Here is a 15,174-nt window from a genome sequence, read left to right as displayed (position 1 = left end):
CGGTTGTCCACCCCGTTCGCATGGTTGTTCGACGTGGGCCTGTCCCGGCCGGTTGACTGGATCGCATGACGCTGACCGGAACCGCGGCCGGAGTGCCGTACGTCGCCCTGCCGCCCGAGACCCCTAACGCCCACAGCCCGCTGCTGGTCGCCTGGCACCTGCTCGACCCGCCGCGCAGCGAGGAGGCCATGGCCGCCGCGCTGCCCCTGCACGGGCTCAACGCCTGGCGGGTGTACCTCGGCCTGCCCCTGACGGGCGCCCGGTCCCTGCCCGGCGGGCCGGACGAGCTGATGAAGCTCGTCATGGAGGACGCCGTGCTCAACCTGTTCGAGCCGCTCACCCGGCAGGCCGCCGAGGAGTTCCCGGCCGCGCTCGCCGAGCTGCGTACGCAGCTCGGCACGGACGGGCCGCTGAGCCTGCTCGGCGGGTCCATCGGCTCGATGACCGCGCTGCGGGTGCTCACCGGCAGCGGCCTGGCGATCGACCGGGTCGCGCTGGTCAGCCCGGCGGTGCAGCTGTTCGAGCTGGTGGAGGCGAACTCGCGCCGCTTCGGGATGCCGTACACCTGGAGCGACGCGAGCCGGGCAGCTGCCGAGCGGCTCGACTTCGTGGCCCGCGCCGGGGAGATCGACCGGCCGTTGCTGATGGTGGTGGGGGAGGAGGACGAGAAGGACGCATTCCGCGATCCCTCAGCGCGCCTGTGGGCCGCCCTGCCGGCCACCGCCTCCCTGGTCACGATCCCCGGGCTGGGTCACGCCCTGGCCGAGGAGCCCGGTCTGGAGGCCGCCCCCCAGACCGCCCACGCCGCCCAGGTCGACGCGATCCTCACCGACTGGCTCTCCCGCTAGCCCAGCAGTTCGGCGATGATCGAGGCTCCCACCGCGCTGTTCCAGGTGGGAGCCTCGATCACGGGTGCCCAGGTGCGACCGTGCAGTGCGAGCGTGCCGGTCAGGGGCGTGGGCGGCGGCCGGAGGTGAGGTCGTCGAGCGCCTTGCGCAGGCGGGTAGCGCGGATCTCGGGTGTGGTGGCCTTCAGCAGCGGCAGCATGACGAGATACTGCTCGGTCTTGCCGAGCTGCTCGAAGAACTCCCGCGCCGCGCGGTCGGCGGCCAGCGCGGCGGCCAGGTCGGGTGGGACGGTCGCGTCGCGCTGCGCAACGTAGGCCGCGTCCCACCGGCCGTCGGCCTTGGCCGCCGCCACCTCGGCCAGACCCGGGCCGCGGGCGCGGCCCGCGGCCATCAGCGCCTCCATCCGCTCCACGTTGACCTTCGACCACGGGCTGCCCGGCCTGCGGCGGGAGTACCGCTGCAGGAAGTGGTCGGCGTCGTAGGACTTGCGGACGCTGTCGATCCAGCCGTAGCAGAGCCCGACCTCTGCCGCCTCGATCACGGTGATGGTCGGCCGCTTCGCGTTCTTCTTGCGCACCTTCAGCCACGCGCCGTCCGGGCTGCCGTGATGCTCGGCCAGCCAGGCCTCCCACTGCTCGGCGCTCTCGAAGTCCAAGATCTCCACAGCGTGACCCTATGCGCGATGCCCGACATTCGTGCGACCATGAGCGCCGGATCGGCGGCGAGGTGGAGTGGTTATGCGCTGGGTGTGGCTCGTCGTAGGAGTGCTGCTCGTGCTGTCCGGGATCGTCTGGACGCTGCAGGGCCTGAACCTGCTCGGCCAGTCCGGCGGCATGAACGGGCAGCCGATCTGGGCGGTGATCGGCCCGGTGACCGCGCTCGGCGGCCTCGCGCTGGTCTGGTACGGCCTGCGCCGGCGCCCCCCGGCCCCGTAGCCGGCTACAGCCAGATGTGCTCCTCGGCGATGGCCCCGTCGCGCCACTTCGCGATGGTGACCATGCGCCGGCCGTCCTCGAACTCGCCGACCACGCAGGTCCACTCGCCCGACCCGAACGCGATCGGGTGGGACGCGACCTGAGGCGGGGTTCCGCCAGCGGAGTCGACGATCGCCTTCATGGCGTCGATGTGCTCGTCGATGCCGTGGGTGCGCGGCTGCCCGTGCAGCTCGACGACCACGTCGTCGGTGTGGCACCGGGCGAACGAACCGTGCCAGTCGGCGCCGTTCCAGGCCCGGAAGTCGAGTTCGTCCATGGTCTGCAGGTTGCGGGCCACCTCGTCGTTCGTCATGATCGGCGCTCCTCCGTCGACTCGGTTCATCGAGGGGGTGTCACTTCGCGGGCGGCAGGGCGCCCTCGACCCAGCGCAGCAGCGCGTCCGGGGGGACGGCGCCGAGCTGGCGCGCGACCACCTCGCCGTCCTGGAGGACCAGCAGCAGCGGGATGGACTGGGCCTGGTAGCGGGCGGCCGTGTTCGGCGAGTGGTCCACGTTGACCTTCACGACCTTGAGCCTCCCCGCGAACTGCTGCGCCGCGCGCTCCACGCCGGGCGCGACCATGCGACACGGCCCGCACCACGGCGCCCACAGGTCCAGTAGCACGGGCAGCGACGACTGCACGGCGACGGCGTCGAAGTCGGCGTCGGTGGCCTCGGTCAGCCACGGCAGCAGGCCGCGGCAGCTGCCGCAGCGGGCCACCCCGCGGGCCGCCGCGCTGATCCGGTTGCGCTTGCCGCAGTGCGGGCAGCCGACCAGGTCCGACCTGGACGTCTGTGATGCCTGTGTCATGTCAAACTCCTATGGCCGCGCCCGCTTCGGCCCTCGGCTGCGCCGCCTCGGGTGCCGCGTCGAAGGTAACGTCCAACTCGCCGTCGCGCACGCCCACGTGGATCACCGCGTCCTCGCGCAGGTCACCGGCGATGATGGCGCGCCCGATGCGGGTTTCGACCTCGTGCGCGATGAAGCGGCGCAGCGGCCGGGCGCCGTACACCGGGTCGAAGCCGTGCTCGGCGATGAGCTTGCGGGCGTCCTCAGTGAGGTCCAGGCTGATCCGGCGCTCGCCCAATCGCCGGCGCAGGTCCGCGAACTGCAGGTCGACGATCTTCTCGATCTGCGGCAGGGTCAGCCGGTGGAACAGCACGATGTCGTCGACGCGGTTGAGGAACTCGGGCCGGAAGTGCCCGCGCAGCTCGGCCATGACCCGGGCCCGCGCCTGCTCGGAGATGTCCGCGCCGGACCCCTCCAGCAGGTGCTCGGCGCCGATGTTGGAGGTCATGATGATGACGGTGTTGCGGAAGTCGACGGTGCGGCCCTGCGAGTCGGTGATGCGGCCGTCGTCGAGCACCTGCAGCAGCGTGTTGAACACGTCGGTGTGGGCCTTCTCGATCTCGTCGAACAGCACCACCGAGTACGGCTTGCGGCGCACCGCCTCGGTGAGCTGCCCGCCCTCCTCGTAGCCGACGTAGCCGGGCGGGGCCCCGACCAGGCGGCTGACGGTGTGGCGTTCCTGGTACTCGCTCATGTCGAGGCGGACGATGTTGTCCTCGGAGTCGAACAGCGCCGCCGCGAGCGCCTTGGCCAGTTCGGTCTTGCCGACACCGGTCGGGCCCAGGAAGATGAACGACCCGATCGGCCGGCGCGGGTCCTTGATGCCCGAGCGGGCCCGGATGATCGCGTCGGCCACCACCTGGACGGCCTCGTCCTGGCCGATGACGCGCTCGTGCAGGATCTCGTCGAGGCGCAGCAGCTTCTGCCGTTCGCCCTCCTGCAGGCGGGACACCGGGATGCCCGTCCACGCCGACACGATCTCGGCGATCTCGTCCTCGGTCACGACCTCGCGCAGCAGGCCCCGGCCCTCCTGGCGGGAGGCGAGCTTTTCCTCCTCGGCGGCCAGCCGCCGCTCCAGGTCGGCGATGCGGCCGTAGCGCAGCTCCGCGGCGCGGTTGAGGTCGTACGCCCGCTCGGCCTCCTCGGCCTCGCGGCGCACCCGTTCCAGCTCCCCGCGCAAGTCCTGCACGCGCCGGATGGCCTGGCGCTCGCTCTCCCACTGGGCCCGCTTGGCGTCCGACTCGGCCTTCAGATCGGCCAGCTCCCGGCGCAGCTGGTCCAGCCGGGCCAGGCTCGCCGGGTCGGTCTCCTTCGACAGCGCCGCCTCCTCGATCTCCAGCCGCATCACCCGGCGGGTGACCTCGTCCAGCTCGGCGGGCATCGAGTCGATCTCGGTACGCAGCCGCGCACAGGCCTCGTCCACCAGGTCGATCGCCTTGTCGGGCAGGAACCGGTCGGTGATGTACCGGTGCGACAGGGTCGCCGCTGCCACCAGCGCCGAGTCCTGGATCTTCACGCCGTGGAAGACCTCCAGGCGCTCGCGCAGGCCACGCAGGATCGAGATGGTGTCCTCGACCGTCGGCTCGTCGACCAGCACCTGCTGGAAGCGGCGGGCCAGCGCGGCGTCCTTCTCGATGTGCTTGCGGTACTCGTCGACGGTGGTCGCGCCGATCATGTGCAGCTCGCCGCGGGCCAGCATCGGCTTGAGCATGTTGCCCGCGTCCATCGCGCCCTCGCTGCCGCCGCCCGCGCCGACGACGGTGTGCAGCTCGTCGACGAACAGCAGGATGCGGCCCTCGGCGGCGCGGACCTCGTTCAGCACGGCCTTGAGCCGCTCCTCGAACTCGCCGCGATACTTCGCGCCCGCGATCAGCGAGCCCATGTCCAGGGCGAACACGGTCTTGTCGCGCAGGCCCTCGGGCACGTCACCGCGGACGATCCGCTGCGCCAGGCCCTCCACGATGGCGGTCTTGCCCACACCAGGGTCGCCGATCAGCACCGGGTTGTTCTTGGACTTGCGGGACAGGATCTGGATGACGCGCCGGATCTCGGCGTCGCGGCCGATGACCGGGTCGAGCTTGTTGGCGCGGGCGTCGGCGACCAGGTCCCGGCCGTACTTCTCCAGCGCCTCGTAGGTCACCTCGGGCATCGCGGAGGTGACCCGCTGGTTGCCCCGGATCTGGGTCAGCGCGGACAGGAACGCCTCGCGGGTGACCCCGTTCTCCTTCAGCCGCCGCCCCGCCGCGCTCGCCGAGCCCTCCTCGGCCAGCGCCAGCAGCAGGTGCTCGGTCGAGACGTACTCGTCCTTGAGCCGCCTGGCCTCCCGCTCGGCGGTGTCCAGCACCCGCGACAGCCGCTGCGTCACGAACACCTGGCCCGGCTGCGCGCCCGGCCCGCTGACCTTCGGCATCCGCGCCAGGTCGGTCTCCACCTCGGCGCGCAGGCGGCGCGGGTCGGCGCCCATCTGCTCGACCAGCCGGGGCACGATCCCGTCGGGCTGGTCGAGCAGCGCGGCCAGCAGATGCTCGCCGTCGACCTCGGTGTGCCCCAGCCGCAGCGCTATCGTCTGCGCGTCATGCAGCGCTTCCTGGGACTTCTGGGTCAGCCGGTTCATATCCACGGGCCTGGCTCCTTCGCAATGCGGACTCGAGCTCGTCGACGCGATCCAGCAGGTCCATGACCAGCCCGATCGCCGTGTAGTTCAGGGACAGGTCGGTGTGCAGCCGCTGCACCCGGGCCACCCGGCGCACCGCGGCGGGGGAGAACCACAGCTCCCCGGCCGCGTCGCGGGTGCAGTCGAGCAGGCCGAGTGCCACGTAGCGGCGCACCATGACGGGGTGCAGGTTCGACTGGCGGGCGAACCGGTCCAGGCTGAGCCGGGCCGGGACCGCGAGCGCGTACACCGTGGTCATCGGCTGCTCCTCGGGTCGAAGTCGGACACCTGCGCCAGCTGTTCGTAGAGTTCGCGCTCGCGGTCGCTCAGGGTGCCCGGCACCACGATGCGGACCTCGGCGAACAGGTCGCCGGGCTCGCCGCGCCGGTGCGGCATGCCCTGCCCGCGCAGGCGCAGGCGGCGGCCGCTGGAGGTGCCCGGCGGCACGGTCACCTTCGTCTCGCCGCCGGGCGTGCACAGCGGCACGGTCGCGCCGAGCGCCGCCTCGGCCGGGCTGATCCGCAGCGTGGCGTGGATGTCGCGGCCCTCGACCCGGTAGCGCGCGTCGGGCTGCAGGCGTACCACCAGGTAGAGGTCGCCGGGCTGGGCGTTGCCGCGCCCGCGGCCGCCCTGCCCGGCCAGCCGGATGCGCTGGCCGTCGGTGACGCCCGCCGGGATGTTCACGTCGTAGCTGCGCGGGCCCTCGGCCCCGGACAGCGTGATGCTGCGCTGCCCGCCCCGGTACGCCTCCTCGACCGTCAGCGGCAGCTCCGCCTCCTGGTCGGCGCCCGCGATCGGGCCGGCGCCCCGGCCACCGCGCGCGCCGAACATGCCGCCGAACAGGTCCTCCAGGTCGACGTCGCCGCCGTCGTAGCTCCACGTGAACGGCTCGCCCTGCTCGCCGCCCCGGAACCCGCCGCCGGGGAAGCCCCCGCCGGGGAAGCCGCCACGCCCGCCGCTCCGGCCGCGGAAGCCGCCCGCCCCGGCGCCGGCCATCTCGTCGTACCCCTCGGGGATCCTCCGGAAGTCCTCGCCGAAGCGGTCGTAGCGGGCGCGCGTCTTCGGGTCGTGCAGCACCTGGTACGCCTCGTTGATCTCCTTGAACCGGTCCTCGGCGTCCGGGCTCTTGTTCACGTCCGGGTGGTACTTGCGGGCCAGCTTGCGGAACGCCTGCTGGATCTCGTCGGCGGACGCGCCCCGCCCGACCCCGAGCACCTCGTAGAAGTCACGCGCCACCGCTCACCCCTGGGTGTTGCCCGCGACCACCACGGTGGCCGGGCGCAGCTGCCGGTCGGACTCGCCGTAGCCGGGCCGGATCACCTGGAGCACGGTGCCGTCCGGCTCGCCGGTGCCGGGCACCACGCTGACCGCCTCGTGCCAGACCGGGTCGAACGGCACCCCGGCGTCCTCCCGGCGCGGGAAGCCCAGCGTGCCCAGCGTGCTCACCGCCTGGTCACGTACGGCGCGCACCCCGTCGACGACCGCGGCCGGGTCGCTGTCGGCGTGCGCCAGCGCCAGGTCGAGGTTGTCGATGACCGGCAGGAACACCGAAGCCACCCGGGCCCGCTCGTTCTCCCGTTCGAAGGCGACCTGGCGCTCGTACCGCTTGCGCATGTTGTCGAGGTCGGCCAGCGCCCGGCGCAGCCGCGCCTCCAGCTCCGCCGTGTCCGGCCCGGCGGCCGCCGCGCCCGCCGCCACCGGAGCCGCGCCGGGTGTGGCATCGGCGGGTTCCTCGGCGGTGGCCTGCCCGGCATGGCCGGCCGGACCGTCCAGCTCGGCCGGGTCCATGGCGACCGGTCCGGGCGGGTCGGCGCTGTGCCGGGGCGTGTGCGGCTGCTCCTGCCCGGGCTCGGTGTCGGCCTGCGGACCCGAGCCCCCGTGCGGGTGGTGTGCCATGGCCGGGTCAGCTCGGCGAGAACTCGGCGTCGATGACGTCGTCGTCGCCCTGGCCGGTGCGGGCCCCGGCGCCCTGGCCCGGCTGCGCGCCCTGGCCGGGCTCGCCACCACCGGGCGGCGGTCCCGACGGCCGGGCCATCAGGCCCTGGGCGACCTGCTGCAGGTCGCTGGTGAGCGAGCGCAGCCGGTCCATCGGCGCGTTCTCCTTCAGCGCCTGCCGGGCGTCGTTCACGAGCAGTTCCGCGCGGGCCTTCTCGTGCGCGGGCGCGGATTCGCCCAGCTCGCCCAGCCGCTGCTCGACCTGGTACGTCAGCGACTCCAGCTCGTTGCGGGCGTCGATGAGCTGGCGCATCTTCGCGTCGTCCGCGCGGTGCGACTCGGCGTCGGACACCATCCGCTCGACCTCCGAGCGGTCCAGGTTGCCGCTGTCGGTGATGGTGATCTGCTGCTCGGCGTTGGTCTCCTTGTCCTTGGCGGACACGTTGAGGATGCCGTTGGCGTCCACGTCGAACGTGACGTCGATCTGCGGCACCCCGCGCGGCGCGGGCCGGATGTTCTCCAGCCGGAACTTGCCCAGCGTCCGGTTGTCCGAGGCCAGCTCGCGCTCACCCTGCAGCACGTGGATGTCGACGGCGGGCTGGTTGTCCTCGGCGGTGCTGAACGTCTCGGCGCGCCGGGCCGGGATGGTGGTGTTGCGCTCGATGACCTTGGTCATCCGGCCGCCGAGCGTCTCCAGGCCCAGCGACAGCGGCGTGACGTCCAGCAGCAGCACGTCCGGGCCCTCGCCGGTCAGCACCCCGGCCTGGATGGCCGCGCCCATCGCGACGACCTCGTCCGGGTTGACGCTCATGTTCGGGTCCTTGCCGCCGGTCAGCCGCCGTACCAGCGCCTGCACCGCCGGGATGCGGGTCGAGCCGCCGACCAGGATCACCTCGTCGAGGTCGTTGGCGGTCACCTTCGCGTCGGCCATCGCCTGCTCGACCGGGCCGAGGCAGCGCTGCACCAGGTCCTTGGTCAGCTCCTCGAACTTCGAGCGGGTGATCGTCGTGGTCAGGTGCTTGGGCCCGGACGCGTCCGCGGTGACGAACGGCAGGCTGACCTGTGTCTGGGTGACCGAGGACAGCTCGACCTTGGCCTTCTCGGCGGCCTCGAACAGCCGCTGCAGCGCCTGCGGGTCGCTGCGCAGGTCGATGCCCTGCTCGTTCTTGAACTCCCCGGCGAGGAAGTCGACCAGGCGCCGGTCGAAGTCGTCGCCGCCCAGGTGGGAGTCACCGGCGGTGGCGCGTACCTCGACCACGCCGTCGCCGACGTCGAGGATGCTCACGTCGAAGGTGCCGCCGCCCAGGTCGAACACCAGGACCGTCTCGTGGCCCTTCTTGTCCAGGCCGTAGGCCAGGGCCGCCGCGGTCGGCTCGTTGATGATCCGCAGCACCTCCAGCCCGGCGATGCGGCCCGCGTCCTTGGTGGCGGTGCGCTGCGCGTCGTTGAAGTACGCCGGCACGGTGATCACCGCCTGGGTGACCTTCTCGCCGAGGAACTTCGACGCGTCGTCGGCCAGCTTGCGCAGCACCTGCGCGCTGATCTCCTCCGGTGAGTACAGCTTGCCCTTCACGTCGAAGCGGACCAGGCCGTCCGGGCCCGGGACCACGTCGAACGCGACGGCCTTGGCCTCCTCGCTGATCTCGTCGAAGTGCCGGCCGATGAAGCGCTTGGCCGAATAGATGGTGCCCTTGGGGTTCAGGATCGCCTGGCGCCGGGCGAGCTGCCCGACGAGCCGCTCACCGGCGTCGGTGAACGCCACCACCGACGGGGTGGTGCGCGAGCCCTCCGCGTTCTGGATGACGGTCGGCTGGCCGCCCTCGAAGACCGCGATCACGGAGTTCGTGGTGCCCAGATCGATACCCACTGCCTTGGCCATGCCCAGCTCCCGACGTCGGCCGTCTCCGGCGCGGTCCCCTGCGCGGGGACGCTCACCACCGGGCTGCCTACCCGGGGCACGCCACCTGAAGGTCCGTTATCTGCACATAAATCGGACTCACATCAATCTAGCGGAGCTGGCCGCTGGATGTGCCCGTACCTGCTGTTCAGTGCCCGCCGGACCCGGCGCCACGGCGCGCGCGGGCGGCCCAGATCGCGTACGACGGGTCGCGGTCCAGGTTGTGCCGGTCGCGGTCGTAGCGGCGGGTGGTGCGCGGGTCGGCGTGGCCCATCGCGTCCTGCACGTCCTCCAGCGGCACGCCCTCGCTGCGGGCCGTGGTCGCGAACGCGTGCCGCAGCGAGTGCGGCGACAGGTGCGCGGCGCTCGGGATGCCCGCCCGCTCGGCCAGGCGGCGCACCAGCCGGAACACGGCCACCCGGTCCACCGGCTTGCCGGTGTCGGAGACGAACACCGGCCCGGACAGGTCCGCGACGCTCACCCCGGCCCGGTCGGCGCGCTCCTGCAGATAGCCGTCGAGCGCTGCGGCGGTGCCAGGGGCCAGGGCGCGGCGGCGCGGCTTGCCGCCCTTACCGGAGAAGCGGACCGTACGGTGCCCGCGCTCGTGGCCCAGGTCGGCCAGGTCCAGCTTGACCGCCTCGCCGACGCGCAGGCCGAGGTCGGCCAGCAGGGTGAGCAGCGCGTGGTGCCGGGCGGAGTCCTCGGCCGCGGCGCGCAGCAGCGCGTCCACCTCGGCCGGGCTCATGCCCACGGTGGCCGAGTGGTCGCGGTGCACGCTGGGCCGGTCCGCGCCGGTCACCGGGTTGACCGGGATGACCTCCAGCTTGTGCAGGAACTCATACCAGCTGGACAGGCCGGACAGCTTACGGGCGACGGTGGTGGGCGCCAGGGTGCGCCCCGTGCGCGCGTCCACGCACGACTCCAGCCAGCGCCCGTACTCGTTGACGTGGGTGAAGCGGGCCCGCAGCGGCTCGACGCCGTGCTCGGCGCACCAGGCCAGGTAACCGTTGACGTCGCGGCGATACGCCTCGCGGGTGTTGGCCGACAGCCGCCGGTTGTTCAGCCACGCCTCGGTGAAGTCGACGAACTCCTGCGGCGCGGCGAGCGCGCCGCCCTGCGCCGGGATCACGATCTCACCGTTCACGATCGACAGCTTATCGGCGCGGCCCGACAATGCGGGCCGCGCCACCTCTCACACCGGCAGCGACAGCACGTGCTGCAGCAGCGCGACCAGCACCCGCCGCGACGAGACCTGGTCCCGGGCGTCGCACAGCACCACCGGCACCCCCGGGTCCAGGTTCAGCGCCAGCTGCACGTCGGCCGGCTGGAAGCGCTCGCCGCCGTCGAAGCAGTTCACCGCGACGATGAACGGCGTCTCCCGGTCCTCGAAGTAGTCGATGCAGGCGAAGCTGTCCTTCAGCCGGCGCGTGTCGGCCAGCACCACCGCGCCGATCGCGCCCGCCGACAGCTCGTCCCACAGGAACGAGAACCGGTCCTGGCCCGGCGTGCCGAACAGGTAGAGCACCAGGTCGCGGCTGATGGTGATGCGCCCGAAGTCCATCGCCACGGTGGTGTGCGTCTTGCCCTCCACCCCGGACAGGTCGTCGACCCCGATGCCCGCGTCGGTCAGCACCTCCTCGGTGCGCAGCGGCCTGGTCTCGCTCACCGTGCCGACCATGGTCGTCTTGCCCACGCCGAAGTGGCCCGCGATCAGGATCTTCACCGCGGTGGGCAGCACCACCGGCACGGTGTCGCTAACCACTGAGTCCATTGATGACCGCCTCGAGAACGGGCCGGCTCGCCACACCACGGGCCGGAGTGGGGGATCGGGTGACGATGAGCTGCTGCGCCAGCAGGTCGCCGAGCAGCACCATGACCGTGCCGGCGGGCAGGTCCAGCTCGGCGGCCAGCTCGGCCACGGACACCGGCTGCCGGCTCAGGCGCAGGATTTGCGCGAGCTCCGGTTGCAGGCCGTCGTCGTCCGGCTCGGGCGGCCGGGTCGCCATCACGATCGAGATCAGGTCGAAGGCGCCGCGCACGGGGGTGGTGCGGCCCGACGTCATCGCGTACGGCCGCACCACCGGGCCCGCGTCGGGCCACTCCTGGCTGGACTCCATCCGCTCAGCCCTGCGCCCCGGCCGGCTGGCGGACGGGCGTGGTGATGTACTGGCCCACCCGGACCACCAGCATCTCCATCTCGTACGCGGCCACACCCACGTCGATGTCGCTGCCGCACACCACGGCCAGGCACGCGCCGTTGCCGGCCGAGGTCACGAACAGGTAGCCCGTCCCGAACTCGATCATGGTGCGGCGCACCACGCTGTCCCCGAAGTGCCGCCCGGCGCCCCGGGCCAGGCTGCTCAGCCCCGCCGCCGCGGCGGCCAGGTGCTCCGCGTCGGCCTTGCCCAGCCCCTTCGAGGTGGCGATGAGCAGCCCGTCCGTGGACAGGATGATGGCGTACCTCGCCTCCACGACCCGGTGGACCAGGTCGTCGACCAGCCAGGCGAGGTCGGCCGACGCTGCCGTCTTCTCCGTCACGATGCTCGTCCTTCTCCGTGCGTGGTGGACAGGTCTGTGCGCCCGGCCTCGCCGCGGGCGCGGTGCGCCTCGTCGACGTATGCGGCCAGCATCCGGCTGACCTCGCGCGGCTCGCGGCCGTTCGGGTAGGGCTGCGGCTCGGCGGGCAGCCGCTCGGCATCGGACAGGTCGCGGGGTCGCGGCACGGCCCGCTTCGGCCGCTTCTCCCGCCACGGCAGCCCCACCGGCGTGTACTTCGTGTCGTCGCCGTCCTGGCCGGTGGCGGCCGCGGGTACGGCGGTCGCGCCGTCGTCGGCCGGCTCGCGCACCTCCGGGCTCACCGCGGTCGCGCCCGCCACCGCGGCCAGCAGCCGCTCCCGGGGCCGGTCGCCGACCTCGGGCGCGGAGCGCGACACCAGCTCCGCCGGGATGGTCACCGCCGCGGTCACCCCGTCGTACGCCGAGCGCCGCAGCCGCACCGCGAGCCGGTGGCGCCGGGCCAGCCGGCCGACGACGAAGAAGCCGAGCCGCGCCGCGCCGGTGAGCTGGAACTCGGGCGGCTCGGCCAGCCGGAGGTTCGACTCCTCCAGCGCGTCGTCGGCCATGCCCAGCCCGCGGTCCTCGATCTCGACCAGGTAGCCGCCCGGCACCGCCCGCCCCAGCACGTGCACGTCGGTGTGCGGCGGGGAGAACTGCACCGCGTTCTCCATCAGCTCGGCCAGCAGGTGGATGACGTCACCCGCCGCGTGACCCGCGAGCGCGGCCGGCTCTGCCGCTCGCAGCCGCACCCGCGGGTAGTCCTCGACCTCGGCCAGCGCCGCGCGCAGCACGTCGACCATCGGCACCGTCGCCCGGTAGGTCCGGCTCGCCGGCACGCCCGACAGCACCACCAGGTTCTCCGCGTTGCGCCGCATCCGGGTGGCCAGGTGGTCGATCTGGAACAGCTTGGCCAGCTCCTCGTCGGTGGCGGCCTGCCGCTCCATGGCGTCGATCAGCTTCAGCTGCCGGTGCACCAGCGCCTGGATGCGGTGGGCCAGGCTGAGGAACACGTCGCGTACCCCGCGGCGCAGCTCGGCCTGGTCCACCGCGGCCTGCACGGCCGTCTGCCGCACCACGTCGAACGCCTGGCCGACCAGCCCGATGTCGTCGTCGCCGAAGGCCAGCGGCGGCGCGGCCTCGCCGACGTCCACCTCCTCCCCGTCGCGCAGGCGCGTCACCACCCGCGGCAGGCGCTCGTGCGCCAGCTCCAGCGCCGCCGCCTTCAGCTCGGCCAGCTGCTCCTGCAGCGAGCGCAGCGCCCGGATGGTGAACCGGATCGACAGGATGACCGCGATCAGCCCCAGCCCGGCGGCCAGCACCAGGCGTACCAGGATGCCGATCGCCTTTGGCCGGAACCGGACCACCGTCCGGTCGGCCAGGTCCAGCACCATCGTGCGCAGCGCGTCGATGGCGGCGGTGACCGCGTCGCGCCACTGAGCGGGTCCCGTCAGCGGGGCCGTGCCCGGGACGGCCCGCATCACCTGGCCCTGCAGCGTCTGCAGGGCCAGCATCGCCGGGCTGTTCAGCAGCCGGGTGTAGTCGGCCCGGTCCGGCTGCGGCAGCCGCTCGGCGACCTGGGTGGACAGGTAGCGCTGCGCACCGACCAGCTCGGTGAACGTGGTCCGGTCGGCGTCGGTGAACAGGTTCGCGGCGAGCACCCCGGACAGCACCGCGTCCTGCCGGGACACCATCTCCTGCGCGTGCGTGAGCAGCACCAGCGTGGAGGTGTGGAAGATGACCTCGGAGTCGTCCCAGGCGGTGTACGTGTCGTACACGTCGAAGCCGAGCTGCGCCAGGCCGGTGAAGTAGGCGCCGGCCCCGACCCGGTCCAGCCTGCCCTGGTCCAGCTGCCGGCGCTTGTCCGGCAGCCCGTTTAGCGCGCGCAGCAGCTCGGCGTGGCGCACGTCGCTGGCCTCGCTGGTCGACCACTGCCCGATGGTGCTGTCCAGCGCGGTGCGCAGGCGCTGCTGCGCGGCGTCGGTCGCGGCTCGCGCGGCCTCCAGCGGGGCACGGTCGGCGGTGGCGCCCGCCGCCGCGTAGGTCACCGACTCGCGCCGCTCCTCCTGGACCGCCGCGATCAGCGCCTCGGCCGGCTTGGCGACCTGCTGCTCCAGCGCGGCCAGCCAGACCAGGTTCACGCCCTCGGCGACGGTGACGTACGCGGCGAACGCCCACAGCGCCACCAGGGAGGCGAGCACAGCGACGATCTTGTTCCGGAGCCGGGGATTGCGTGGTCGGGTCATGGCTTCCGCTCTGCGAGGGGTCAGCGGCACGTGCGGTCGTTGCTCACGCCCCGGGGGAGGCCGGGGCGTGACGGGGTGCGCACGGTGTCGCCGACACCGCCGGCCCGTTCTAACAACGCCGTATCCGCGCCGATCGCACTCCCGGTGCGACGCCGCCAAAGCTGCCCGTGAGGCCGATCCGCGCCTGCCCGATCACCGGCTCGCGGCGCGCCGATCGGCCTGCCGCCGGCCGCTCCCGGCGGCCGTGGCGCGGTCAGCGCACCCGCGGGTCGAGCAGCGCACGGGCTGCGGCGGCCAGCACCCCGTCCGCGCACATGGTGGGCGCGCCGATGTAGACGACCTCGCGGTCCATCCATGCCACCTGCGCGATCCCGCCCCGCGCGCGCAGCGAGTCGTCCAGCGCCAACTCGGCGTCGTCGTCGTAGAAGCAGCGTGCCGCGTCGCCCGCCCACAGCACCCAGTGGAAGACGTCCACCCCGGTCACATCGCCGGCGTCGTCGTGAACGGTCCAGCGCCGCTCTCCCTCGGGCAGCGGCTTCACGCTGAAGTCGCCGGTGTCGCGCAGCTCGCGCACCGTCATCGGCGGCAGGTGGTGCGGCGGGACGCTCGGCACGACCAGCTCGTGCAGCTCGTCGACGTGCTCGGGGCAGGTGCAGGCGGGCCGCTGCGGCGGGGTCCAGTCATCGGTGGGGTGGTCGCTCATCGCGGCATCGTAAAGCGGGAGCCCGACAGGCGCCGGTCGTGATCGGAGGCTGCCGAAACGGCGCTCGCCCCGGCGGACGAGACCACCGGGGCGAGCTGGTGCGGCCGTGGCCGCGACCGTCAGCGTCGCGCGACGGCCGCTTCCTCGGCGGCCTCCGCGGCCGCTCGGCGGCGGGCGAAGTGCTCGCTGACGGCCAGGTGCAGGCCGAGATTGAGCACCGCCGGGAACGCGACCAGGAACTCCACCACACCCGGTGAAGCCCCTTCGGCGAACTGCGCCGTCAGCACCGACCACGGCGCGCCCGCCAGCAGCACCGGCAGGCTGAGCACCACGGTTCCGAGGGACGAGCCTCCGGAGATCACCCCGGATCCGACCACGACGAACACCACGACCAGCGGAAGCACCAGGAGAGCGTGCACCAGTACGGCCAACCGTCGACCCGAGATAGTCATTCGGTGGAGGTTAGTGCCGCGCAGGCGACAACGCGAGACCTGTGACGTGCTGCGATGGACCGGAT

At 72.9% G+C, this 15,174-nt stretch carries 17 protein-coding genes; 2 read left to right on the top strand and 15 right to left on the bottom strand.

Translation table 11 applies throughout. The features are described from left to right. Window positions 1-65 precede the first annotated feature (65 nt). The gene (locus tag Cba03nite_RS08565) at window positions 66-848 is read left to right on the top strand and encodes an alpha/beta fold hydrolase (protein ID WP_203743833.1); all 783 of its coding nucleotides are present in this window, start codon (window positions 66-68) and stop codon (window positions 846-848) included. A 100-nt stretch (window positions 849-948) separates the two neighbouring features. On the opposite strand, the gene Cba03nite_RS08560 is transcribed toward Cba03nite_RS08565, so the two are convergent. Then, complete coding sequence (locus Cba03nite_RS08560; RefSeq protein WP_203743831.1) at window positions 949-1,512, bottom strand: YdeI/OmpD-associated family protein; 564 nt, start codon at window positions 1,510-1,512, stop codon at window positions 949-951. 73 nt (window positions 1,513-1,585) lie between these two features. Between Cba03nite_RS08560 and Cba03nite_RS08555 the strand changes: the two genes are divergently transcribed. Beyond that, window positions 1,586-1,783, top strand: coding sequence for a hypothetical protein (locus Cba03nite_RS08555; protein ID WP_203743829.1), 198 nt, complete (start codon window positions 1,586-1,588; stop codon window positions 1,781-1,783). 4 nt (window positions 1,784-1,787) lie between these two features. On the opposite strand, the gene Cba03nite_RS08550 is transcribed toward Cba03nite_RS08555, so the two are convergent. The 14 genes from Cba03nite_RS08550 to Cba03nite_RS08485 form a co-directional block, all read right to left on the bottom strand. Next, window positions 1,788-2,135: a hypothetical protein gene (locus Cba03nite_RS08550; protein WP_203743827.1), complete on the bottom strand. Its 348-nt coding sequence runs from the start codon at window positions 2,133-2,135 to the stop codon at window positions 1,788-1,790. 40 nt (window positions 2,136-2,175) lie between these two features. Then, window positions 2,176-2,631 (bottom strand): thioredoxin, encoded by a 456-nt coding sequence (gene trxA, locus Cba03nite_RS08545; protein WP_239125565.1) that lies wholly within the window; start codon window positions 2,629-2,631, stop codon window positions 2,176-2,178. Window position 2,632: 1 nt separating this feature from the next. Further along, on the bottom strand, window positions 2,633-5,290 hold the full coding sequence (gene clpB, locus Cba03nite_RS08540) for an ATP-dependent chaperone ClpB (RefSeq protein WP_203743825.1): 2,658 nt from the start codon (window positions 5,288-5,290) through the stop codon (window positions 2,633-2,635). Continuing rightward, entirely contained in the window at window positions 5,244-5,582 is a 339-nt protein-coding gene (locus tag Cba03nite_RS08535; RefSeq protein ID WP_203743823.1) for a chaperone modulator CbpM, read from the bottom strand. The genes clpB and Cba03nite_RS08535 overlap by 47 nt, the downstream gene beginning before the upstream one ends. Next, the gene (locus tag Cba03nite_RS08530) at window positions 5,579-6,559 is read right to left on the bottom strand and encodes a DnaJ C-terminal domain-containing protein (protein WP_203743820.1); all 981 of its coding nucleotides are present in this window, start codon (window positions 6,557-6,559) and stop codon (window positions 5,579-5,581) included. The genes Cba03nite_RS08535 and Cba03nite_RS08530 overlap by 4 nt, the downstream gene beginning before the upstream one ends. A 3-nt stretch (window positions 6,560-6,562) precedes the next feature. Further along, window positions 6,563-7,219 carry a nucleotide exchange factor GrpE gene (locus tag Cba03nite_RS08525; RefSeq protein WP_203743818.1) on the bottom strand — a complete coding sequence of 219 codons (657 nt, stop codon included), beginning with the start codon at window positions 7,217-7,219 and terminating at the stop codon, window positions 6,563-6,565. A 7-nt stretch (window positions 7,220-7,226) separates the two neighbouring features. Further along, window positions 7,227-9,137 carry a molecular chaperone DnaK gene (dnaK, locus tag Cba03nite_RS08520; RefSeq protein ID WP_203743816.1) on the bottom strand — a complete coding sequence of 637 codons (1,911 nt, stop codon included), beginning with the start codon at window positions 9,135-9,137 and terminating at the stop codon, window positions 7,227-7,229. Window positions 9,138-9,303: 166 nt separating this feature from the next. After that, window positions 9,304-10,302: a tyrosine-type recombinase/integrase gene (locus tag Cba03nite_RS08515; RefSeq protein ID WP_203744158.1), complete on the bottom strand. Its 999-nt coding sequence runs from the start codon at window positions 10,300-10,302 to the stop codon at window positions 9,304-9,306. Between the two features lie 45 nt (window positions 10,303-10,347). Then, window positions 10,348-10,926 (bottom strand): GTP-binding protein, encoded by a 579-nt coding sequence (locus tag Cba03nite_RS08510; RefSeq protein WP_203743814.1) that lies wholly within the window; start codon window positions 10,924-10,926, stop codon window positions 10,348-10,350. Beyond that, window positions 10,910-11,272 carry a DUF742 domain-containing protein gene (locus Cba03nite_RS08505; protein WP_203743812.1) on the bottom strand — a complete coding sequence of 121 codons (363 nt, stop codon included), beginning with the start codon at window positions 11,270-11,272 and terminating at the stop codon, window positions 10,910-10,912. Before Cba03nite_RS08505 ends, Cba03nite_RS08510 begins: the two co-directional genes overlap by 17 nt. Window positions 11,273-11,276: 4 nt before the next feature. Further along, window positions 11,277-11,696, bottom strand: coding sequence for a roadblock/LC7 domain-containing protein (locus Cba03nite_RS08500; RefSeq protein WP_203744155.1), 420 nt, complete (start codon window positions 11,694-11,696; stop codon window positions 11,277-11,279). Next, on the bottom strand, window positions 11,690-13,909 hold the full coding sequence (locus tag Cba03nite_RS08495; protein WP_203743810.1) for a sensor histidine kinase: 2,220 nt from the start codon (window positions 13,907-13,909) through the stop codon (window positions 11,690-11,692). Before Cba03nite_RS08495 ends, Cba03nite_RS08500 begins: the two co-directional genes overlap by 7 nt. Window positions 13,910-14,207: 298 nt before the next feature. Next, window positions 14,208-14,657, bottom strand: coding sequence for a hypothetical protein (locus Cba03nite_RS08490; RefSeq protein ID WP_203743808.1), 450 nt, complete (start codon window positions 14,655-14,657; stop codon window positions 14,208-14,210). A 119-nt stretch (window positions 14,658-14,776) separates the two neighbouring features. Continuing rightward, window positions 14,777-15,061 carry a hypothetical protein gene (locus tag Cba03nite_RS08485; protein ID WP_203743806.1) on the bottom strand — a complete coding sequence of 95 codons (285 nt, stop codon included), beginning with the start codon at window positions 15,059-15,061 and terminating at the stop codon, window positions 14,777-14,779. Between the last annotated feature and the right edge of the window lie 113 nt (window positions 15,062-15,174).

Origin of the sequence: Catellatospora bangladeshensis (assembly GCF_016862575.1) — a bacterium.
Classification (GTDB): domain Bacteria; phylum Actinomycetota; class Actinomycetes; order Mycobacteriales; family Micromonosporaceae; genus Catellatospora; species Catellatospora bangladeshensis.
The sequence above is the reverse complement of the archived record's forward strand: the minus strand, read 5'-3'. Positions and strand labels throughout refer to the sequence as shown.